The 21,636-nt window shown below is 46.6% G+C and carries 19 protein-coding genes, 1 tRNA gene and 1 pseudogene; 3 read left to right on the top strand and 18 right to left on the bottom strand.

The annotated features are described in order from the left end of the window. Window positions 1-34: 34 nt before the first annotated feature. The 13 genes from AB7D94_RS06335 to AB7D94_RS06275 form a co-directional block, all read right to left on the bottom strand. The gene (locus tag AB7D94_RS06335; RefSeq protein WP_420264894.1) at window positions 35-943 is read right to left on the bottom strand and encodes a DUF6599 family protein; all 909 of its coding nucleotides are present in this window, start codon (window positions 941-943) and stop codon (window positions 35-37) included. Continuing rightward, window positions 944-2,143: an aldo/keto reductase gene (locus AB7D94_RS06330; RefSeq protein ID WP_420264893.1), complete on the bottom strand. Its 1,200-nt coding sequence runs from the start codon at window positions 2,141-2,143 to the stop codon at window positions 944-946. 30 nt (window positions 2,144-2,173) lie between these two features. Further along, window positions 2,174-3,295: a restriction endonuclease gene (locus tag AB7D94_RS06325; protein WP_420264892.1), complete on the bottom strand. Its 1,122-nt coding sequence runs from the start codon at window positions 3,293-3,295 to the stop codon at window positions 2,174-2,176. A gap of 4 nt (window positions 3,296-3,299) precedes the next feature. Then, window positions 3,300-4,172, bottom strand: coding sequence for an adenine-specific DNA-methyltransferase (gene yhdJ, locus AB7D94_RS06320; RefSeq protein ID WP_420264891.1), 873 nt, complete (start codon window positions 4,170-4,172; stop codon window positions 3,300-3,302). Next, on the bottom strand, window positions 4,173-4,982 hold the full coding sequence (gene amrB / locus AB7D94_RS06315) for an AmmeMemoRadiSam system protein B (protein ID WP_420264890.1): 810 nt from the start codon (window positions 4,980-4,982) through the stop codon (window positions 4,173-4,175). Between the two features lie 55 nt (window positions 4,983-5,037). Beyond that, window positions 5,038-6,405, bottom strand: coding sequence for a replicative DNA helicase (gene dnaB / locus AB7D94_RS06310; RefSeq protein ID WP_420264889.1), 1,368 nt, complete (start codon window positions 6,403-6,405; stop codon window positions 5,038-5,040). 165 nt (window positions 6,406-6,570) lie between these two features. After that, window positions 6,571-7,023, bottom strand: a complete 453-nt coding sequence (gene rplI, locus AB7D94_RS06305; protein ID WP_420264888.1) for a 50S ribosomal protein L9 — start codon at window positions 7,021-7,023, stop codon at window positions 6,571-6,573. A 317-nt stretch (window positions 7,024-7,340) separates the two neighbouring features. Further along, window positions 7,341-8,048, bottom strand: coding sequence for an MORN repeat-containing protein (locus AB7D94_RS06300; RefSeq protein WP_420264887.1), 708 nt, complete (start codon window positions 8,046-8,048; stop codon window positions 7,341-7,343). 16 nt (window positions 8,049-8,064) lie between these two features. After that, window positions 8,065-9,168, bottom strand: a complete 1,104-nt coding sequence (locus AB7D94_RS06295) for a GGDEF domain-containing protein (RefSeq protein ID WP_420264886.1) — start codon at window positions 9,166-9,168, stop codon at window positions 8,065-8,067. Window positions 9,169-9,190: 22 nt separating this feature from the next. Beyond that, window positions 9,191-9,481: a hypothetical protein gene (locus AB7D94_RS06290; RefSeq protein ID WP_420264885.1), complete on the bottom strand. Its 291-nt coding sequence runs from the start codon at window positions 9,479-9,481 to the stop codon at window positions 9,191-9,193. A 79-nt stretch (window positions 9,482-9,560) separates the two neighbouring features. Then, a complete protein-coding gene (locus tag AB7D94_RS06285; protein WP_420264884.1) occupies window positions 9,561-11,162 on the bottom strand; it encodes an ABC transporter substrate-binding protein in 1,602 nt (533 codons plus the stop codon). Beyond that, window positions 11,125-12,210 carry an AI-2E family transporter gene (locus tag AB7D94_RS06280; RefSeq protein WP_420264883.1) on the bottom strand — a complete coding sequence of 362 codons (1,086 nt, stop codon included), beginning with the start codon at window positions 12,208-12,210 and terminating at the stop codon, window positions 11,125-11,127. The genes AB7D94_RS06285 and AB7D94_RS06280 overlap by 38 nt, the downstream gene beginning before the upstream one ends. Beyond that, window positions 12,200-13,285 carry an AI-2E family transporter gene (locus AB7D94_RS06275; RefSeq protein ID WP_420264882.1) on the bottom strand — a complete coding sequence of 362 codons (1,086 nt, stop codon included), beginning with the start codon at window positions 13,283-13,285 and terminating at the stop codon, window positions 12,200-12,202. The genes AB7D94_RS06280 and AB7D94_RS06275 overlap by 11 nt, the downstream gene beginning before the upstream one ends. A gap of 125 nt (window positions 13,286-13,410) precedes the next feature. Between AB7D94_RS06275 and AB7D94_RS06270 the strand changes: the two genes are divergently transcribed. Beyond that, the gene (locus AB7D94_RS06270) at window positions 13,411-15,198 is read left to right on the top strand and encodes an AIPR family protein (RefSeq protein ID WP_420264881.1); all 1,788 of its coding nucleotides are present in this window, start codon (window positions 13,411-13,413) and stop codon (window positions 15,196-15,198) included. Between the two features lie 25 nt (window positions 15,199-15,223). On the opposite strand, the gene thrC (AB7D94_RS06265) is transcribed toward AB7D94_RS06270, so the two are convergent. Genes thrC (AB7D94_RS06265) through thrC (AB7D94_RS06250) form a run of 4 tightly spaced genes read right to left on the bottom strand, consistent with a single transcriptional unit; the run spans window position 15,224 to window position 18,140 of the window. Further along, window positions 15,224-16,312, bottom strand: coding sequence for a threonine synthase (gene thrC, locus AB7D94_RS06265; RefSeq protein ID WP_420264880.1), 1,089 nt, complete (start codon window positions 16,310-16,312; stop codon window positions 15,224-15,226). Window positions 16,313-16,343: 31 nt separating this feature from the next. Then, on the bottom strand, window positions 16,344-16,580 hold the full coding sequence (locus AB7D94_RS06260) for an NIL domain-containing protein (protein WP_420264879.1): 237 nt from the start codon (window positions 16,578-16,580) through the stop codon (window positions 16,344-16,346). Between the two features lie 29 nt (window positions 16,581-16,609). Then, window positions 16,610-16,888, bottom strand: coding sequence for a MoaD/ThiS family protein (locus tag AB7D94_RS06255; RefSeq protein ID WP_420264878.1), 279 nt, complete (start codon window positions 16,886-16,888; stop codon window positions 16,610-16,612). Window positions 16,889-16,907: 19 nt separating this feature from the next. After that, complete coding sequence (gene thrC / locus AB7D94_RS06250; protein WP_420264877.1) at window positions 16,908-18,140, bottom strand: threonine synthase; 1,233 nt, start codon at window positions 18,138-18,140, stop codon at window positions 16,908-16,910. A 357-nt stretch (window positions 18,141-18,497) separates the two neighbouring features. On the opposite strand from thrC (AB7D94_RS06250), the gene gspD reads away from it, so the two are divergent. Beyond that, window positions 18,498-21,047 carry a type II secretion system secretin GspD gene (gene gspD, locus AB7D94_RS06245; RefSeq protein WP_420264876.1) on the top strand — a complete coding sequence of 850 codons (2,550 nt, stop codon included), beginning with the start codon at window positions 18,498-18,500 and terminating at the stop codon, window positions 21,045-21,047. A gap of 74 nt (window positions 21,048-21,121) precedes the next feature. Beyond that, window positions 21,122-21,211: transfer RNA gene (locus AB7D94_RS06240), tRNA-Ser, on the top strand. 204 nt (window positions 21,212-21,415) lie between these two features. On the opposite strand, the pseudogene AB7D94_RS06235 reads toward AB7D94_RS06240, so the two are convergent. Next, window positions 21,416-21,636 (bottom strand): annotated as a pseudogene (locus AB7D94_RS06235) (hypothetical protein); the annotation flags it as partial.

Below are 21,636 nucleotides of genomic sequence, written 5' to 3'. Positions count from 1 at the left end.
GACCTTATTTGAAACGTATTGTAATTTGCAAGCATCACTTATGTGAAATAATCTCCATTATCTTATCTTCACGGATATTGCCAAACACCCCGATGAGAGTGTCTTCCATAGGGATTAACGTCCACTGCCCCTCGTACTTATCGTCTACTCTGTAAAGCTGCCTCTGGCCGCGCATCACCACAGTGTATTTCGTGTTAGTGGTTTTGAAAAAATTGAGATAAGCAGCGAGCAACTTCTCAGGCTGAGGGATGAGGACAATGGAGACCTTTTCGCCGTCAAGGACATATTCCCTTTCTATTGCGTCGCGCACAAAGTCAAGGCCGCGATAGTTTTCCTTTATAAACTGTGTTGAGACTACCTTGCCAAATTTAGGAAACCTCTCAAAAAGAGTAAAAGGCTCGGCGGCGCCACCTATTGATTTGTCCACAACCGCGGCAATCCTGTCAGCCGGGACGGCGTCGTTAAATGTTATAACCTTGACGTAGTACCTTCCGGCAAAAAACAGAACACCCCTTGTCAGCGTATAACCCATCGTGCCGGTAGACACGGCCACCGCGTCTGCCGGCATCTCGTCGGTCAAGACCGCGAAGGCCTGTATGGGCTTGCCCATGTCGTAGATTTCAACAAGGGCGTCAGCCTGCGTACCGGCCTTCGCATAGTCGTAAACAGTCAGCCCGGCAAATCCCTTCGAGATAAAATACTCGGCGTGGCCGTCGTTATATTCATAGAGGTTGTCCTTCGTAAACTGGCGCGGGGGGCCGATTTTTTTGTATCCCTCAACATCAGCGGGAAGTTGAACCAACTCGGCGCTGGCCTTTTGAAACGTAGCCATTATTGCCGCCGCGTCATACCTCTGCCCCGCCGAGTATATAACCACCGCGATTAATGGCAGCAACGCCAGTAATAAATATGGCGGCCATCTGAGAGATTCTCTTGTCATCATTTACACGTTAAACGTGAGGGTCTGGTGTGTCTCACGAAGCATCTGCGCAACCGGAAGCCCATATGGACACGCCCCCGTGCACTCGGTATTTTTGCATGTCAGGCACACCTCCGCCTTGTTATTGAGCCTGGCATATGAGGTCATCGCCCGCTTTTCCATCCCGTAGTCCTTGAAATACATCTGAAACCTCAGAGAGGCCGCTATATCTACCCCGTTTGAGCACGCGCCCTCGCAAATCCCGCATCCAGTGCGGCAGTAGGAGCTGCCATGCGCGCTGGCATACTGCCTGAGAACACGCTCATCCGCGGCGGAGTATTCCTGTCCCGATGCTGGCAGATAGTTATCAAGGTCAGCAACACTTTTCATTGATACCACAAGGCCATTTACCTCAGGGTGTTTCAATGTCCACTTAAAGGCCGATTGGGCAAAATCAGCGCCCTTAAAATCAAGCTGCATGTCCTTGGCACCGGCCAGTGTTTTCATTGCCACAACACCCACGCCTTTCTTTTTGGCCTCTTTGAGGACATCAGGGATTTTGGGGAATTTCATAAAATTAAACGCCGGCATTATCATCTCGTAATGGCCACTGTCAACAGCAGCCATGAGAAGGTCTTCCATGTTCGTAGGCCCGTGGGATGAGACGGCGAGGTGTCTTACCTTACCGGCCTTTTTGAGGGCTTGATAGGCCTCAAGCATATTTTCGTCCAACAGGCGCTTGAGTTCTTTTTCCTTGTCCTTGTCAACCTCGCCCATAGCGTGGACGAATACGAAATCAAGGTAGTCGGTCTTCAGGCGGGAGAGGCTTCCATCAATAGAGGCGATGTACTGGTCTTTCGTGCTGCCCAAGGGCAGGTGAGAGGGATAGGGCATGGGGTTACAGAACTTTGAGGCAAGAATAATCTTATCCCGCTTGATGTTTTTCATGGCCTCGCCGATATAGGTCTCGGATTTGCCGTAGTCCGGGGCGGTGTCGAAATAATTTATCCCCTTGTCTATGGCCCTCAGCACAAGGGAGGCCGATGGCAGACTGCCGCAGCCGCAGGAAATATCGCTCATCTTCAGGCCGGTCTTGCCGATTTCGGTATATCGTTTAACTGACACGCCGCTTTCCTCTGCCGCATGTAAATCCGCCTTTGGTGAAATAAAGGCCGAAGCCGCCGCGGCAATCGCCCCCGCCTTTAAGAAATCACGTCTTTTCATTGAGTTATCCTCCTTATGGTTATCTATTGTCTATACTTTATCATCAATTTCATCTTGATAATTGAACTCTGTCTTGCTCTGCGAAACAATCTCTTCTATAATATTTTTCAGATACCCCTGTTGAATTGATTGTATAAAACAATTCCTTAGAGAGCTTATATTTATGACTTCTTCGATACAATCCATGTACGTATCGACGATAGCTTGTACTGAATAGATTCGGCTTGCATTTTTTCGAATTCCAACAATAATATTTTCCACAGGTTCTTCGGATTTAACAACAAAAGTAATGGGATACCTTTGTACCTTATCAATATCTAAAAAATACTTTTTTACATCTAAGCTCTCAGTTACCTGAAAAAATCTACCAAGAGGTTTCATCACAAAGTCTATGCCGCCATCATTAGCGTTGGTTCTTCCTGTTTTATAGAGAGTTAAATTATCTTCATTTAATTTGTCTATTTCAAAGCCCCAATATATTTTTTGATCGTGGTAATAGTATTTTAGGATTGCATAACTTACTATTTCAAAAAGTCGGGCATCAACGTTCGGTGCAAGTAACCCTAAAATAAAGATTTTTGCTTCTTCTGGATTTTTTGTCTGAATATCTTGTAACTCAACACAAGATTGAATAAATTGCTCAAACGCATTTTTCTTTGTCTGGGCATATTTATCAATAATCTCAATAATAACATGGGCGATATTGTATGTTTTTGTTCTAAGTTTAATTTTTAACATATTTTCTGCCACCCAATATCTGTTTGTTTCAAGATTTCTTAAAATTGGCACATACTCAGATACAGGAAAAAACTTCTGGAACTCTGAATTCATACGGTTGTTTAGAGCATGATTCTGAAGTTTAGTGCCAAACGGTAACTCACGTTGTCGCCTAAATAATCTTATAAACTCAGCCCCCTCATACTTATCGTATGTTGAACTTTTATCGAAGCCCTTCTCAATATAATCCTCAACTACAACATATATTGCGTATAAGTTGGCAAAACTACCACGGGCTTTAGCACCTCTATTCGCAGCCCTGGTTTTCAATGAAATGTATTGCAATAGTTGGCTTTTATCAAAGATATCTGACCCTTGATTGCCAAATCTTGCTTCCAATATTTCATTAATGATTTCAGTAAATGGTTTTTCCATATATTTATATATTAAAAAGACTAAGTTCTCTCTGTGGTTCGCCCTGTTCTCTTTCAAATGTTCGGGCTTCCCTGACTAGCTTTTCACCATTATATTCCTGCTGAAGCTCAAGCCTTCTTAACCCAATTTTTACATAATCTTCCTGCAACTCTATACCTATTGAATTTCTACCTAATTTACTTGCAACAAATGACGTGGTAAAGGTTCCAGAAAATGGATCCAAAACCAAATCACCAGAATTAGAACTTGCTTTAATTATTCTCTCTAATAGGACAACTGGTTTTTGTGTTGGGTGATTTTCATATTCATCCATACGGTATCTGACTCTATAAAATTCCCACACATTGCCAGGCACTTTTTCAGAACTATAAATCTTAGGGGGATTTTTTCTATAATCAATTAGTTTTCTTTTGGCACCAGTCTTCGCCTCTACTAAAATGTCTTCCGCATTAAAAGTATATTCGTTGTCATCTTTTACGCAAAATAAAATTGGTTCATACAAGGAGCCATAATATTTCTTTGCTTGCACTCCAGAACTATCATAATACCAAACTATTCTTGAAAGAATCTTAAGTTTATCTCTCAAATAAATATCAAAGAATGGCATAAACTGCGTAGATGTCATCACATAAAAACTACCATTAGATTTTAATTTATTTATACAAATGTCAAGCCATTTATAACACCAGCTCAAATAGTCTTCGTCTTTATCCCACTTATCTTTATAACTATTAAAATCTTTACCTATGTTATAGGGAGGATCAGCAAATATCAAATCAACCGAATTATCATCAATTGTATCTAATGCAGCAACAGCATCGCCCATAATAATTCTGTGATTCGCAGTTCCAAAGTATTTCAAATCAGCTCCTTTCATTTAAGTTACAACAACGCCCGCATAGCCTACTACGCGGCCATAGTCGCCGCTGATCTGCGCCGATGTGGTGTATTTTATTATCTCGGCCTTCTCAGCGCCCAAGGCGCGCGCGGCGTAGAGCATTATCGTTGCGGGCAGGTAGCCGCACATCGTTATGTGCTCCCTTTGTACTATATTATACAGGCCGCCGGGGTCAAGCCCTAAAATCATATCAAGGGCGAGCGTGTCCTTTTGCCTTGCCTCCTGCTCAGGCAAGTAGTGGCTCATGTCGGAGCTGACCGCTATTACAACTGATTTCCCCGCGCCTCTGACTACCTCCGCAAGGGCCTCACCCGCGACCTTACACTCCAGCGCGTCCAGGCCCATTACCGTTATCGGCACTATTGTTACGACCTTTGAGAAATGCGCTATAAAAGGAAGCTGAACCTCAAGGGAGTGTTCAAATCTGTGCGCGTTGTGTTCTTCCCTGAAAATACCCGTTTTCAGGAGTGCCCCGCCTATCTCCTCGTCTATGTCAAACGTGTGTGTGGGAACTTCCCACTGCCCGCTTGACATCATCGAAAACTTCCCGCCTAGTCCTGTGTGATTTGGCCCGATTAAGATAAACGTATCAGGAAATTGTATGCTTGAATATACCGCCGCCGCTACCTCACCACTATATATAAATCCGGCGTGCGGGCTGATGATGCCAATGGCCTTCTGTTTTCGTGAGGGGCTGTCGGCACCCGCTACAAATGCCCCGACCTCAGCGGCAAGGGTAGAGCCTGAGGCGCTATAAAAATGTCCTGCCACTGCTGGCGGCCTTTTCATATGTGATACCTCCATTAGTTGCGGCCACACTAACTCCGGCCATCCACGCCAGGCATTAAAAGACCTCGTCGGCCTCTTCCTGATAGCCGCCTTCGGTGTAGTCCATAAACCTTGTAATTTCTGATAAAAAAGTGAGATTCACCTTCACCCCCGCCGGGCCGTTTCTCTGCTTGGCGACATGGAGTTCCGCCTTGCCCTTAGAGGCAGGGTCATCCCTATTATAAACCTCGTCTCTGTATAAAAACAATATGACGTCGGCGTCCTGCTCTATCGCTCCGGATTCTCTCAAATCCGCAATCGTAGGAATCGGAGGGCGACGCTGCTCCACGAGGCGATTCAATTGGCTTAGGGCTATGACCGGGATGTTAAGCTCCTTTGCAAGCCCTTTAAGAGAACGGGATATTTCTGAGATCTCCTGCTCGCGCCGCTCCACACCCGAACGCCCTCGCACAAGCTGCAGGTAATCTACGATTACCATGCCGAGACCGTGTTCCATCTTTAGCCGCCGCGACTTTGACCTCATCTCAAGCACCCCTATGTCAGAGGCGTCGTCAATATAAATCGGTGCCTCGGCCAGCCTTCCGGCGGCGGAGGTCAGCCGTGGCCAGTCCTCCTGACGAAGAAACCCCTTTCTCACCCTGTTTGAATCTACCATCGCCTCTGAACACAACATTCTCAGGGCCAATTGCCTCTTCGACATTTCGAGGCTGAATATGGCCACAGGTTCTTTAACCTTAATGCCTACATGCTGGGCGATGTTGAGACACAAGGCGGTCTTTCCCATTGAAGGTCGCCCGCCTATGATTATCAAATCTCCCTGCTGAAATCCTGTTGTCAGCTCGTCAAGGTCTTTAAAACCCGACGCCACGCCGGTGATGGCCTCCTTTTTGTCGTAAAGGGTCTCTATCATCTTGAGGCTTTCCTTTACAATCTCATCAAGTTTCGCAAATGGACGGCGCATTCGCTGTTCTGACAAGGCAAAGATAGTCCTTTCGGCAAAGTCCATCTGCTCGTCGGCGTCGCCGCTCTCTTCGTATATATTTGCGATGATGCTCGTTGAGGCCCCTATAAGTCCTCTAAGGATGGCCTTCTCTCTGATTATCTTGCAATGAAAGGCGATGTTTGCGGCCGTGGGAACAGAATTTACTACCGTTGAAAGATATGAGACGCCGCCGATTTTTTCAATATTGTCTTGTTTTCTCAGTTGGTCTGCCAGTGTGATTATATCAATTGGTTCGCTCTTGTCAAGAAGGCTGAGCATGGCGGCGAAGATACACCTGTGAGATTCTTTATAAAAATCATCGGGGGTAATTACCTCAATGGCCTTATAGAGGGCCTCGTTTTCAAGGAGTATCGCGCCGAGGACAAACTGCTCGGCGTCAATGTTCTGAGGGGGGAGCTTATCTACGGCATATTCCACCATGTCTGTCTTACGCCTCTGCCATGTCTTTATCGCAACCCGACCCGACGGGGAATGCGCAGCCCCCCGCGTTCAGGCGAGTTATCCCGCCCCCAAACTAACGGCCCCCAGTCTAATAGCCCCAAGGCCACCCGACTCTGAGAAGGCACCTTCCATCAGGGAAACGCCCTAGCCTGCCGTAACTTCTACGATTATCTGGGCGTGTACCTGTGGATGGATCTTAATTTTGACCGCGTGTTCCCCGGTCCTCTTGATATGCGTATCGAGGAGGATTTTCCTCTTGTCAATGTCAAAGCCCAACGCCGACAGGGCCTCGGCAATGTCCTTTGTCGTAATAGAGCCGAAGAGCTTACCCTCTTCGCCGGCCTTTGCAGTGAGCATGAGCCTCTGAGAAGACAGCCTCGCCGCCATAGTGTCGGCGCTCACTTTAAGTTTTTTCAGCTTCTCGGCGATTATCCGCTTCTCATGCTCCAGCATCTTCAGATTGCGGGTATTTGCCTCGACGGCCAGATTCTTTGGCAGGAGATAGTTTCTCGCATATCCCCTTGCAACATTAACAATCGCCCCCATGTCACCGAGGTTGGCAACTTCCTCTTTGAGAATAACCTTCGTTAACTTCATTATAAGTACTCCTTTATTTTAAACTTCCAGATTATTTGGTGTAGTATAGCATAATGGATAAGTTTTTTATCAAGGGGAATAAAAACAGGGCAAACGCATTTGAAATTGCCTCCCTTATTCTTGTCATTCCGGCTTGTCTGGAATCTGTCCTAATGCCTCAGAATATGCACAATCATCATGAAACTCCCACTAAAGGGAAGATTCCAGACAAGCCGGAATGACGGAAAGGGACAAAGCCGAAATGATTGCATAGGTATCTTCAGTTTTATTTTTCAAATGCTATTGCCCTGAGGAAAAACGTGCCATACATGGTGACGCTATCTGGATTGTGCAGGGCGAGATTGAGTCTGTCCGGGTTTTAAGGGTTTGTCGTCTTCCCACAGGAGTTCTTTCTTTTGGCCGTCTGGATAGGCCATAACGCCATGGCCGTTTTTCTTATCATCTCTGAACTTTCCCATGTATGTCGAGCCGTCTTTATAGGTCAGCGTACCGTTTCCATCTTTCTTACCGTTTTTGAACTCCCCTGAGTATGCGAGGCCGTCAGGTGTGTACATGGTACCGAAACCGTTTGGCTTGTCGTCTTTGAACTGTCCTTCATATCTGCTACCGTCAGGCCATGTGAAAACGCCTTTTACGAATTTTCCATCGGAGAGCGCGCCCTCGTATCTGGAGCTGTCCGGCCATGTGAAAATCCCGTTTCCAGTCATCTTGTCGTCTTTATATTCGCCCTCATATTTCTTGCCGTCGGGAAATAGAAACGTACCCGTGCCGTCCTTTTTAATTTCATTTGGGGAATCCTTTACACTGCCGGTATATTTGCTCCCATCCGGCCACGTTATTGTGGCAGTGCCTGTCATTTTCGCGTCCCTGAATTGTCCTTCGTACTTGCCGCCGTCAGGCAAGACATACACGCCCCGGCCATTTCTGCAATCCCCTGAGATACAGTCCGCCACCGCCACCGCCGCAGCGCCAAGGCAACATATCATAACTAAGGCCACCACCACATTCACAAAACGCGCTCCCATCGTCAGGCACTCCTCCTCATAGTAGTTCCTTTTCTGTGACTACCCTGTTTTTCCCTGTTGTTTTTGCTAAGTAAAGGGCCTTATCCGCCCGTTCGGTGACAGTCTTCACCGTATCGCCCTTCTGAAATGTGCTTATCCCTATGCTGATGGTAAAGGACAGTTTTTCGTCAGCATATTTTTCGCCAAGCAAATAGCATGACAACTCTACCGCACGGCATATCTCGCTTCCTTTTTTTATGGCATTTTTGAGCGACGCGTTCGGCAGTATCAGCATGAACTCCTCGCCACCGTATCTGGCCAAAAAGTCCTCTTTTCTGATCAGCTCCTTGCACTGGCTTATCAGCGCCATAAGGACGCTGTCACCTATTTGGTGGCCGTAGAAATCGTTGATTTTCTTGAAATTATCCACATCTATCATCAACAGCGCAAATGGGGCGTCTGAGACAACACTCCTGTCAACGAGCCTCTCCAGGTAATTGTCCATAGCCATGCGATTAAACGCCCCTGTCAGGCCGTCGGTCATTGAGGCGGTTTGGGCCTTTTCGAGGTCACATCGAAGGGATTGTACCTCCTTTGTGAGAGCCTCTATCTGTTTTTCGCCGGAGGTCTGTTTCTCTTTTATGGTCGTCTGCATATATTCTACTTCAAGTTTTATGCTGTCCCTGATTTTTTTTATATCGTCGAGGAGCGTAATATTGGCTATGGCAATGCTCTTGTCATAGATCTTTCGGTTAAACTCAGTGTTTTCGTCGTTGATTACCGAAATGCCCCTCGTAAGGAGGTCTATAATGTTTCTGAATTCGTCTTCCCTTTCCCTTAAATAGTCCCTCTTGTCATTGATATAGTTTATTATCGTGTCTTTGCCTTTGTCGAAGGCCTTTTCCAGCTTCTTTATTTTGTTGGTGTTTGAGAATTCCTGACTCAGACTGTCCATCTGTCTTTTAAAGGCATCGGCGTTGAGTTCTTTGATATCGAAAGAAAAATCCTTCATCAACACCAGCAGGGCCTTGATGCCGGACATGTAGAACTTGCTCTGCTCAGCACACTCGCCGAGCTTTTCCAGAAGCTCTTTCAATGTCTGCTCATCGTCGCGGTCTTTTTTCCTGAAGAACAATCCCAAGCTAAACCCCCAATTCAGATGCTCAACGTTTGCTCTTTTTCCCGCCAGATGCGCAGCTTGCAACATGGCCTCTATAATCAAACTTGACTACGGCGAATTCAGGACATACCTCTGTCCCTCCATATACATCATACGTAAGAGGCGCCGCAAGGGCGCACTGAGTCACTTCATTGTTTTGATTACGCACAATATACGAATCCTTGCACAGGACATATCCCCTGCCACCCGGTATGGGCATTGACCTGTCGGCATAAGCAGCCGATAACAGTAAAACAACCCAGACCGCTGCGATAAGTATTGCTTTTATCCTCACTGCCACCCCCCGGACATAAATTGTTATATCAGACAGCACTTATTATAGCAACAACCGCTATTATAGTAAATAAGAAAAACTAGGGCGCTTGTATTTCCATCAGATTCCCCTTGTCTATGTTATATATCGGATAGACGCGGAAGTTCTTTATGCGGGGCGCTACGGCGGTGAACCCGCGGTTTTGCCAGAAGTACACCGCGGGGGCGTCTCTTAGTATTTGCTCCTCGGCAGTTTTATATAGTTGTTCTCTTTCGGTATCGTTTGCCGTCTTTCTTCCTGTTTCGATTAATTTATCAACTTCGGCGTTTGTATATCGTGTGCGATTGCCCCCCGCCCCAAAGTTGGACGAGTGGTAAAGCGGGTACAGGAAATTCTCGGCGTCAGGGTAGTCCGCTATCCAGCCGAGCCAGAACATGTCGGTATCACCGTTATTTATCGCCGACTTATAGGCGCTCCACTCAAGGGTTCTTATCTCTGCCTCTATACCGGCGTCCTTTAAATAGGATACGATTATCTCGGCTATATCAACCGATTCCTGTGCCGCGGTAACATAGAAACGTAATTTCGTTGACGGGCTGTAATGGGATTCCCTAAGCAGCGCCTTCGCCTTTTCCCTGTCAAACGGGTAACTGTCAGCCAGAGTGTATTTTTTCAGGGCGTTGGGTACGGGGGATACGGCAAGGCTTCCCCTGTTCTGGAAATAAGTCTCCAGAATTTTGCGCCTGTCTATGGCGTGGGCAATTGCCCTGCGCAGAAGCGGATTATCAAACGGCGGCCTTGATGTGTTAAACCCAAGGTAATAGACGTTCAGGCCGGGGCCTTCACGCAGCATTGCCCGATATTTCTTATCCTTCGTAAACATGGAAAAGGCGGAGGCCGTTACCTCAAAGACATCAACATTGCCAAGCATGAACTCAGTCACAGCCGTGAGGTCTTCGGGGATTATCTTGTAATAAATACCTTTTACCCTGGCGGGGGAATCGAAGTATTCGTCGTTTTTTCTGAGGACTATCTCCCTGTCCGGCTCCCACTTGTCAACAATAAACGGGCCTGTGCCGACGATACGCGATAGGCCGCCTGTCTCACCGGGCGCGGGGGTGGGGACTATGTATGCCGCCGGCATTGAGAGGAGCTTTAAAAACGGCTCAAACGGTTGTCTGAGGGTTATCTCAATAGTATAGTTGTCGGCGACGGTGACGCCGGTGAGCGAACCACTTTTACCCTTTAAGAAATCCTCTGCGCCGTCCACATTCCTCAGCACCCACGCGTTGGGGGAGTTGGTTTCGGCAGAGAGAACACGTGTGAGGGAGTAGGCGGCGTCGGTGGCGGTAAGCGGTTTGCCGTTATGAAATTTTATGTCGCGCCTCAGCTTAAACGTGTATGTCCTCAGGTCGGGACTAATCTGCCAACTTTCAGCGATATCGGGGACAACATTCATATCCGCGTCAAGCCTGATGAGGCCGTTATAAATCTTTGCCGCTATTGCACCGCCCTGCACATCCACAATGAAGGCAGGGTCAAGGGTCGTAGGATTCGCGCTCAACCGAATGCAGACATAGCCGTCTAACGTGCCGCTTTTGGTACTGCACGAGCATATGATGGCAAGCGCCACCACTGCCGCCGCGATGAGGGCAGGGTAGCGGCTATCCCCCCGCGCAGTCGTCGCTGTCCTGCTCATCATCAATTGTCCTGAAGATATCAAATAACGATAAAAAGATAACCACCACAAGCGGGCCAAGAATCAGGCCGATGAGGCCGAAATACCCAAGCCCCCCGATAACGGTGAAAAATATCAATAAAAACGAAATCTTCGTCCTGCCGCTCACTATGATGGGCCTGAGGATATTGTCTATCATGCTTATGCCAAAGATACCGAGTATCAACAGTATAATCCCCTCGGCATACGATTCTTTTAAAAATAAAAATATATCAACCCCTCCCCATATTATCACCGCACCAAAAGGGATAAAGGACATGAGATAAGTTGCCGCCCCAAGCAGCAGAGGCGCCCCCACGCCAAGGAAATAAAACACCAGTCCGGCCGCTACCCCCTGTGACAACGCCACGGCCATCCCGCCGTAAATCGCCGAGACCACCATATCCTTCGTCTGGCTTATAAGCCTGTCCTTGTGAGCATCGGAAAAGGGCAGGTAGTCCCTCACCTTTTTCATAAAGGCCGGCCCGTCAAGGAAGAAAAAATAAAGCGTAATCACCATCAACGCGAAATCAACGACGACTCCGAGCAGATTCCTTACGCCTATGGTCAGCCGCGGCAAAACGCTTTGGGCAAAGTTTGATATATTGTCTAAAATCTTTCTTTTGACTTCCTCCGTCCCTATATACTTATATATGTGTACCCGCTCATCAAGCCACTTTAGCGGTGCCATAGACAGCAATGAATCGGTGTATTGGTGGCCTAACGCACCCGTCTCCACGTACTGAATAAGGCTGAGCAGTTCCTTTCCCATTAATATTAGTATGTAAGAAAAAGGCCCGATAATGATAAACACGATAATCAAAACGGTTGTTAAAGAGGCGATATTTTTCCACGCCATGTATCTGCATATAAACTGGTAAACCGGATAAAACACAATCCCAAGCACCACCGCCCACGCAATCGGGCTGAGGAAAGGACTGATGACGTTAAACATGAGAAACCCAAAAATCAGCAACAGCATCAACAGGGTTATTACGTAGAACTTGTTGTTTGCGATTGATTTATTTACCATATTTGGCAACCTCATCTGGAAGTTCCCGTAGAATACCAGCGGCCTCTTCAAACGTCATAAATATATCAATAAGCGAGACAAACAGCACAAATACGAGCGGCCCCATGACAATTCCTATGAAACCAAAGAAGTTAATCCCGCCGATAATCGTAAAAAACACTATCAGAATAGGAACATTAGTGCGTCCTCTGATGATAACCGGCCTCAGGACATTGTCTATCGCAGTTGTAACCACCACCCCTACAAAAAGCAATATAATGGCCTCATTATACGAACCTGTTAAGAACAACACCGCATCTACCGCTGCCCATACCGATACGGCACCCATCAGCGGGACGAAGGACATCAACCCTGTCAACGCCCCAAGGAGCACCGGAGACCAGAGGTCTAACAGATAAAATGTAATGCCTGAGAGAATCCCCTGCGCTAATCCTGCCGCCAGCCCGCCATAAATTGCCGTAACCACCATGTCCTTTATGTCCTTTGCCATACGGTCTTTTTGCCCTTCAGAAAATGGGAGCATATTCCTGATTTTATCTATGAACGCCGGGCCGTCCGCAAAAATAAAAAAAAGCGTAAACATCATCAGCGCAAAAGTCGTCGCTATATCAAGGATATTTTTCATGCCGTACGTCAGTTTTGGCATGACGTTTTTACTGATTTCAGAGAAATTCTCTGTCAGCAACGCCCCGTAATCAACTGGTACACCCTCACGGCGCAGATGCTCAAGGAGCCAGTTCACGGGCCGGTAATGTGAGAAGTCCATCAGCTCTGTAAACTGCTTGTCCTGGGTATACTGAATCAGGTGTTTTACTTCCTTTGCCAGTTGAGTAGAGATATAAAAAGACGGCATTATGATTATAAATAAGATAATAATGGTAGTCAACGCCGATGCCGCGTGCCTCCATCTGGCGTATTTGCTGATAAACGCAAACAGTGGGTAAAACACTATGCCAAGCACGACGGCCCACGCGATAGCCGGAAGAAACGGCTCCATCACGTGAAAACTCAAAAACCCAAACACGCCAATGAGCGCCAAGATGGACGTGTATCTGTAGAATTTCCCTGTTGACATCGCCTAAGGTGCGCTTAACCTCCTCATAAAAACTGCCTGTGCCACTTTTCTGTCCCCGCCTCCGCCCTTTCGGGGGCGTTGCGTTATTAGGTGATAACAGGATATAATGGCATAAGAGGTGGTGGATGTCAAGAGAGTCAATATATCAGACCCTTATTGGGGCACATTTAGATAACATTAGAGGCAACTTGCCCAAAAATAGGCAGAAAGACGATTCCTATGCGTTTTTGATCTTCGCGATGACATCCCTGCTTGACATATCTATGAACGAAGCTGTTTTATCTTACACCGACGGCAGAGATGACGGCGGCATTGATGCCATATATATTGATGAGACGAAAGATAGTTTAATTATCAATATATTCCAGTCAAAATATCGAAGAAATCAAAAATACGGAATAGGAAAAAATGAAATTGATTTGACTATTGCAAAGGTTGAGGAAATTTTTCGGGGAAAGGAATCAAAAAGAGAGTCTGAGACAATGAAAACAAGGATCGCAGAAATAAGAGATATAATCAAGAGTACACTAAAAATGCATGAGGTGCGTATTTATTTTGTGGTAAATACGCACAAACCGGCTGAGTCAGAAAAAGATCGTGTTAAAATGCTGGAAGAAAAAGACAACTATTATGTTTTTTTCTATGATGGCAGTGACATATTAAAGGTTAGAGATAAATCAAAGCAAAAAGAGAGTAAAATCAAAATTACCACTTATAAAGACATTCTATATCTCTCGACCGACAAAAAACTTGGAGACATCAGAGGAATGGTTGCCACTATATCGGCAGAGGAATTAATAAATATATATTTATCATCGGGCCATGATAAGATTCTAAGCAGGAATATAAGATATTATCTCGGCACTAATAGAATAAACAGGAAAATTAGGGAAACAGCTTCTTCTGTTAAAGATTCTAAATATTTTTGGTTTTTAAATAACGGTGTTACAATAATATGTGATAGATTTTCATTTAATGACGACGCACTTGGCAATAAAATAATAGAAGTTGCCAATCCGAAAATAATCAATGGCGCGCAAACGACAAAATCGTTATACAATTTATATAATGAGAGAAAACTCTTTCCCGATAAACAGCTTCAGGATGTGTATCTATTGTTGAGGCTTTACGAGACGGACAGTAAAGAGTTGATCGATAAGATTACAGAAGGCACAAACAGCCAAAATCAGATATTTGAAAGCGATCTAAAGGCAAACCACCCTGTCCAGCTGTTAGTTAAACAATATTTTCTTGAAAAAGGCTTCTATTACGAAACACATCGAAAAGAATATACAGGTAAAAACATTGATGAAACTAAGATTGCAAATAACGAGCGTATCTTTCAGGCATATATCTCTTTATATAAAGATATGCCTCACGAGGCAATGCATAGTAGCAGTATAATATTTGAAAAATATTTTGATAAAATGTTTGTCGAAGAAAATAAGGAACTTCCGAAACAACTTTTAATAAGTTTTAACCTACTGACATTTATCGAGAAGCAGGCAATTATTCATTGGGAACAATGGAAAAACGGAGACGCATTTTTACTTCACGCAGAATTGCCGCTTGTATATATTTTGGGTAAAATTTATCCAAATATTAAAAAGGATGGTGAGCTATTACTGAACGATGAATTCTTGAATGATATTCATAATCTTGGAATATCTATTTTGCGCGAGACGACTCACTGTGAGAGTAAGATAGATGATGACTATTCCCATAATAATTTTTTCATATCAAGTCATTTTAGGAATGTTATCGAAAGAATGTCAACAAAATTCATTACCGCGCTCGTAGACGAAATATTAGCCCAAAAGAATGAGTTCCCCTCGACAAATATAAGCGTTCTTGCAGATAAGCTAACACAACCTATTCGTAAATACTACACTGATCACCTCAATAACTTCTGAGATGTCTCTTGTCAGTACATCCGCCCTAAAGCAGATTCTTTATATACTGCTCGACGGCTTTCAGGTCTGACCACACTTTAAGGGGTTCTTTTGTCACTTTAAACACGGAGTCCGGGTCTTTGAGGCCAGCGCCGGTCAGTGTGCATACTACGGTGCTGTCCTTTGGGAAATATCCGGCGGCGTTTAGTTTAATCACACCGGCTACTGAGGCCGCCGAGGCCGGTTCACAAAAGATGCCCTCTGTCATGGCCATCAGGGAGTAGGCAGAGAGTATCTCTTCGTCGGTTACCGCGTCAATCAGGCCGCCGGAAGCGTCGCGCGCCTCTACGGCAAGTCCCCAGCTCGCCGGATTGCCTATCCTTATGGCTGAGGCTATCGTCTCTGGTTTTTCTACCGGCCTGCCAAGCACTATGGGGGCAGCCCCTGCCGCCTGAAACCCGATCATCTTTGGCAGGGCGTCAATCCTTCCCGCCTCCTTGTACTGCCTGTAACCTTTCCAGTATGCCGTGATATTGCCAGCGTTTCCAACCGGCAGGGCGTGATAGTGCGGGGAGGTGCCCAACTGGTCGCAGACCTCAAAGGCGGCCGTCTTTTGGCCTTCTATTCTGAATGGATTTATTGAGTTTACAAGGGTGATGGGATAGCGCCCGACAATATTTTTCACAATAGAGAGGGCCTCGTCGAAATTACCCTCTATCTGAATTACCGAGGCGCCGTGTATAATGGCCTGGGCGAGTTTACCAAGTGCAATTTTACCTTCGGGGATGATAACCACGCAGTTGATTCCCGCCCGGGCGGCATATGCGGCCGCCGAGGCCGAGGTGTTGCCCGTAGAGGCGCAAATAACAGCCCGCGCCCCCGCCTCCACGGCCTTTGATATGGCCATAGTCATCCCTCTGTCTTTAAATGAACCCGTCGGATTCAGTCCGTCGAATTTAAAATAAATCTGGCCGTTAAACCCGATTTTCTTACTTAGATTTCTTGCCGCTATTAACGGCGTATTGCCCTCGTTGAGCGTTATCACCGGGGTCGCCCCGGTAACCACATGTAAGAAATCCCTGTAATGGGCTATTAGTCCACGCCACGCACTACATCGGTGCTCATCCCTTGCCATTTATCCTCCAGCAGTGTTGTACCGCCTGAATTTATTGAATTATGTCGCCTTCGACCAGTTCCACCTCAACGCCTGTCTCCCTAAGGGCCTCTATGCTCAGGTTCAGATTATCCTCTTGCCCATCGAGTTCTAAAATCATCTCGCCCACGCTTTCTGTCACCCTCGCGCGGCGGATGTTCGGTACAATATCATACTTTCTGGCAACCGTGTAAATCACAGGCTCTTTTATCAAATCCTGTGGAAAGGTCAGCCTTATACGTTTTTTCATATACAACCTCCATTACGGGCATTGGGGCGTTACTGGCTCCCACCGGCGATTGCCGGCACTATTGACACAATATCTCCATCCTTCACCGGTGTCAACTCCCCTTGTAAAAACCTGACATCCTCTTCATTGACGTAGATATTTACAAAACGCCTGATCTTCCCGCCATCGGATATTCTCTCGGCAATGCCGGCGTAACGGCCGTCAAGGTCTTTTACCATATCTATAACTGTCCCGGGGGCCGCCTCCACCTCCTCCCTGCCTTCTGTAAGTTTCTGTAATGGGGTCGGTATTCTCACTTTTACAGCCATACATCCTCCTCTGTTGATATTATTTTAATTTTGATAAAACCTCTTCAAAAGATTCCATGTTCGGCGGTATATAGTGCGCCTTCAGCATGTGACCGGAAAGGGCCTCCTGCGTCTTCAGGCCGTTGCCTGTTACACAAATGACGGTGGTGTCGTTCTTCCCTATACAGCCATTTTCTATGAGTTTTTTTGTAACCGCAACGGTAACGCCTCCGGCAGTCTCGGCGAATATCCCCTCAGTCTTCGCAAGGAGTTTTATACCATCAATAATCTCATGGTCTGTGGCTTCCCCGCCGCAGCCCCCTGTCTCCTGAACTACTTTGACGGCATAATACCCGTCGGCTGGATTGCCTATTGCGAGGGACTTCGCTATTGTGTTGGGCTTCATCGGCCTTATGACGTCGGTGTGGTTTTTTAACGCAGCCGCGATGGGATTACACCCCTGCGCCTGAGCGGCAAAGACCTTTGTTTCTAACTTTTTTATAACACCAATCTCGTAAAACTCCTTAAAACTCTTCCATACCTTCGTCAGGAGAGACCCACTTGCACACGGCACTACCACATTGTCAGGGGCGTTCCAGCCCAACTGCTCACAGATCTCAAAGCCGAGTGTCTTTGAGCCTTCGGCATAAAACGGGCGAATGTTTATGTTTACAAATGCCCACTTGTATTTATTGGCTATCTCGCTGCACAGGCGGTTGACGTCGTCGTAGTTGCCGTCAACGGCTATGAGGTTTGGTTCGTATATGAGGGCGGCGGTTATCTTACTTGCCTCAAGGGTTGCAGGGATGAAAATAAATCTCTTAAGGCCAGCCTTCGCGCCATGGGCGGAGACTGAGTGGGCAAGATTGCCCGTTGAGGCGCAGGCAACCGTGTCGAATCCGAACTCCTTTGCCTTGGTAAGGGCAACGGCCACCACCCTGTCTTTGAATGAAAGCGTGGGATGCACAACCGTGTCATCCTTTACGTAGAGCGTCTTTACGCCCAATTCCCGCGCAAGGTTTTTCGTCTCGACCAATGGGGTAAACCCTGAGTTAAGCCCAACCTGCGGTTCGCCGTCTATTGGGAGGAGTTCTTTGTAGCGCCAGAGATTTTTATCACGCTGAAGGATTTTCTTTCGGTTAAGAGATTTTTTTATTTTTTTATAATCATAAACGGCCTCAAGCGGGCCAAAGCAGAACTCGCACACATAAATCGGGTCTATCTGATACTCCCGACCACATTCACGGCACTTCAAACCCTCAACAAAACCCATACCTGAATCCCTCCTGATAGTCCTTATTTTACAGATACTTCCCGCGGCTGAACCCCCGCCGTTGTTTTAGCCGCCGACAACAGCCGCAAACCGCCACGGCAACTCATGCTGATTCAGAATCGGCATCACAGTTAAAACATAACAAAAATTCGGAAAATAAAACAATAGCCACGCACTTGCAATTGCACACCGACGGTGGCCTTTGACCGGATACTCCGTTTCTGCTTTGGTAATTATCAGGCCATTTTTTGTTTGGCTTGACATGTTTTTACCGCCCCCCCTTGATAATTACATTAAGTTAAGTGTATCTTATAGCATTCGGCAACTATGAAAAAAAACCGGCAATGCGATATATGTTTGGCAACGGCATTAATAACGGCAGCCGTGGTACTGTTGTTTCTTTCTCCGGCACGGGGGCAGGACCCGCAGCCCCAGGGACAAAAACAGTCGCCATCTAACATGCCGTCGGCAACTCAGGTCGCGCCGCAGGGTGCTCTGATGCCATTGGGGGGCGATAACATCACGACACTGTTGGCACCGCCGGCTAAGGGCGGGGCACCCGTAGGGCCAAGCCAGAATATTTCGCCGCTGTCGCAGGATAATCAAACGGCGACTCAAACCGCGCCGACACCGCCGCTTTCCCCTCAAACCGCAATCATGCCGACTCAATCTCCGTCTCCTAAGGCCCTGGCCACACCGGCTCCGCCACTTCCTCCTCCAACTACACCAGCGTCGGCCCACTCGTCCTCTTCTGCGGCATCAGCGCCTATGGTTCAGCAATCCGGCCCTAACAACGTCAGCCTTGCCTTCGACGACGCCGATATATTTGAGATAGCACACACGATTTTTGGAGAAATCCTGAAGGTGAACTATCTGATTGACGCGCGCGTTAAGGGCAGGATTACCTTTAAGACCGTAAAGCCGGTCTCTAACAGCGATGTACTGCCCATTATGTCAACTATTTTCAGGCTGAATGGTGTCAGCATTATAGAGGAGCATGGCCTCTACAGGATAATCCCCCTTGCCGATATCAGCAAAGAACCGACGGGGGTCAAGTATGGAAAGGACACGAAGACTTCGCAGGTCAGAGGTTTTTCGGTGATTCAGATAGTGCCTCTGAATTTTATGGGATCCAAGGATATGGTGGAAATCCTTACGCCTTTTCTATCAACGGGTGCTGTCATTAAAGAGGTACCGGGCAAGAACTGCATCATAATATCGGACACAGATGAAAACATTCAGAGGCTCCTGCAAATTGTCAACATCTTCGACGACGACGCGTTTAAGGATATGAAGGTGGAATTATTCGTATTTAAAAATCTCAGTATCAAAGACGTCATTGATGACCTTAAGAACACCTTCCCGCTTTTCACCGCTACGACTAAAGACAGCCTGAAGATGAAATATCTGCCAATCGAAAAATTAAACGCCATCTTAGTAGTAGCCCCTGACGAACAGTACCTCAAACATTTTAAAAAGTGGGTGGACATCATAGATAACGTATTTGAAGGCGCTAAACCAAGAATCTACGTGTATCCACTGCAAAACAGCCAGGCTGACCATATTATGTCAATACTCTCGCAGGTATTCTCGGAATCAGGGACTTCCAAGACCTCACAGGATAAGTCATCGAATCCAGCTTCCTCCGCCACAAAATCTACGGGGACGACAGGGACAACAGGGACGTCAGCGTTGTCATCATTATCATCATTGACATCAAATTCATCCACTTCATCAACGACAAAGACAGACAGCACGAAGGACTCGAAAAAATCGTCATCATCCACGGGCACGGGTACCGCCAACGCCATAAGCGCAACGAATTCTATTCTTGTTTCCTCAGAGACGAAGCTCTATTACGACGACAAACTCAACTCTATTATTATCCTGGCCTTGCCTAAAGACTATCTATACATAGAAGAGCTTATAAAGAAGCTTGACTCTGTTCCCAGACAGGTGCTGATAGAGTCCCTTATAATTGAGATTACCCTGAACAACGAAATGAAATATGGCGTTGAGTGGTTTTTGACCAACAACATAACTGTAAAAAATCACACATACACCGGCGCGGCTATGTTGGAATCTGGCGGCAGCGCTAATACTGGCAGCGCGGTTATCGGCCTTTCCAGTCAGTTGTTTTCGACCACATCGGGATTGTCATACGCGGTTTTCAATGGCGCGGGATTCCTGTCAGCCCTGGTTCAGGCCCTTTCGACCGAAACCAACGTCAGTGTCCTTTCAAACCCCACCATCCTTGTATCCGATAATAACGAGGCAAAAATTCAGGTGGGTCAAAAAGTCCCGATAGTTACATCTACCGCCAATGTATCAGGCACTACAACCATCCAGAACCAGTATCAATATCAGGATACCGGAGTAATTTTGACAGTAAAGCCGCAAATAAACGACAGCGGCCTCGTAAAGCTTGACGTATCTCAGGAGGTCTCAACCGTAGACCCGAATTTGACAACGCAAGGCGTCAATTCCCCTACGATTGACGTCAGAAGCGTATCCACCAACCTCGTTGTGCACGATGGGGCAAGCATTGCAATCGGAGGGTTGATACAGGATAAAGTCAGTGACTCTAACAATGGTATCCCGTTTCTGAGCAAGATTCCAATCATAGGCGGCCTTTTCGGGGTTCAGGACAAGTCTCACACCAGGACGGAGCTTCTGATAATAATTACTCCCCATGTGGTGAAAAACATTGCCGACGCGGCAAGGATGACAGAGGAGTTCAAAGAAAAACTTATTGGCCTGAAACAGGCGCTCTCAAAAGACAAGACCGGCTTGATACCTGGCTCCAAATCCCAAAAATACGGCAACCCCAGCCCCCCTGCCGATGACCCTGATAAAAAAGAAAACAAACGCCCTGAAGGTGCGACAGAACCAGCTCCGCTCTTTTGATTTTTTTGGCCACGCTATTCCGATATAAAGTATAAATATGTTATAGTTGAGCTTAGGCAGTGGCGGCTCTCTGCGGAGGGGTGGCTGAGCGGTTGAAGGCGACGGTCTTGAAAATCGTTGTAGGGGTAACTCTACCGTGGGTTCGAATCCCACCCCCTCCGCCATTAATATTCTGATAGATTAATAACTTACGTAGCCGAACCCCTCAAAAATACCGTCACCAGACCGTCACCAGCTTTTATTTAGGGCATCGGTGACATACATGCAATTTTGGATTGAGAAGCGAAAAATGATTGACTATCAGCCCAGTTAGGTATTTTTTATACCTAACTAAGCCATTAGTTAAAAAATGGCTTTTCGCGGTCATATCAACCCCATCTCCCCTCACCAACGCAGCCAAGCCAACCATCCAGCACCTTAACCATCTTCTCTACAGAATCCACTATGACGTCACAAGAGCATTCTATCATAGCATTAACAACAGCACCTGAACTCTCCCCGGCTTTTCTAAAGTCTGTCCTTATCCCCAAAATCTTCGTAAGCGTCAAGAAAACCCCATCTTTACAGTGGGGGTAGCAGATGTCATAAT

The organism is Candidatus Magnetominusculus dajiuhuensis, from assembly GCF_046044395.1.
Taxonomy (GTDB): Bacteria; Nitrospirota; Thermodesulfovibrionia; order Thermodesulfovibrionales; family Magnetobacteriaceae; genus Magnetominusculus; species Magnetominusculus dajiuhuensis.
The sequence above is the reverse complement of the archived record's forward strand: the minus strand, read 5'-3'. Positions and strand labels throughout refer to the sequence as shown.

Coding starts and splice junctions, on each gene's coding strand:
- AB7D94_RS06285 (WP_420264884.1), bottom strand. CDS start 11,162: ATGATGAGCAGGACAGCGACGACTGCGCGGGGGGATAGCCGCTACCCT.
- dnaB (WP_420264889.1), bottom strand. CDS start 6,405: ATGGTGGAATATGCCGTAGATAAGCTCCCCCCTCAGAACATTGACGCC.
- AB7D94_RS06280 (WP_420264883.1), bottom strand. CDS start 12,210: ATGGTAAATAAATCAATCGCAAACAACAAGTTCTACGTAATAACCCTG.
- rplI (WP_420264888.1), bottom strand. CDS start 7,023: ATGAAGTTAACGAAGGTTATTCTCAAAGAGGAAGTTGCCAACCTCGGT.
- yhdJ (WP_420264891.1), bottom strand. CDS start 4,172: ATGAAAGGAGCTGATTTGAAATACTTTGGAACTGCGAATCACAGAATT.
- AB7D94_RS06325 (WP_420264892.1), bottom strand. CDS start 3,295: ATGGAAAAACCATTTACTGAAATCATTAATGAAATATTGGAAGCAAGA.
- AB7D94_RS06260 (WP_420264879.1), bottom strand. CDS start 16,580: ATGAAAAAACGTATAAGGCTGACCTTTCCACAGGATTTGATAAAAGAG.
- thrC (WP_420264877.1), bottom strand. CDS start 18,140: ATGGGTTTTGTTGAGGGTTTGAAGTGCCGTGAATGTGGTCGGGAGTAT.
- AB7D94_RS06275 (WP_420264882.1), bottom strand. CDS start 13,285: ATGTCAACAGGGAAATTCTACAGATACACGTCCATCTTGGCGCTCATT.
- amrB (WP_420264890.1), bottom strand. CDS start 4,982: ATGAAAAGGCCGCCAGCAGTGGCAGGACATTTTTATAGCGCCTCAGGC.
- AB7D94_RS06330 (WP_420264893.1), bottom strand. CDS start 2,143: ATGAAAAGACGTGATTTCTTAAAGGCGGGGGCGATTGCCGCGGCGGCT.
- AB7D94_RS06255 (WP_420264878.1), bottom strand. CDS start 16,888: ATGGCTGTAAAAGTGAGAATACCGACCCCATTACAGAAACTTACAGAA.
- thrC (WP_420264880.1), bottom strand. CDS start 16,312: ATGGCAAGGGATGAGCACCGATGTAGTGCGTGGCGTGGACTAATAGCC.
- AB7D94_RS06335 (WP_420264894.1), bottom strand. CDS start 943: ATGATGACAAGAGAATCTCTCAGATGGCCGCCATATTTATTACTGGCG.
- AB7D94_RS06300 (WP_420264887.1), bottom strand. CDS start 8,048: ATGGGAGCGCGTTTTGTGAATGTGGTGGTGGCCTTAGTTATGATATGT.
- AB7D94_RS06270 (WP_420264881.1), top strand. CDS start 13,411: ATGTCAAGAGAGTCAATATATCAGACCCTTATTGGGGCACATTTAGAT.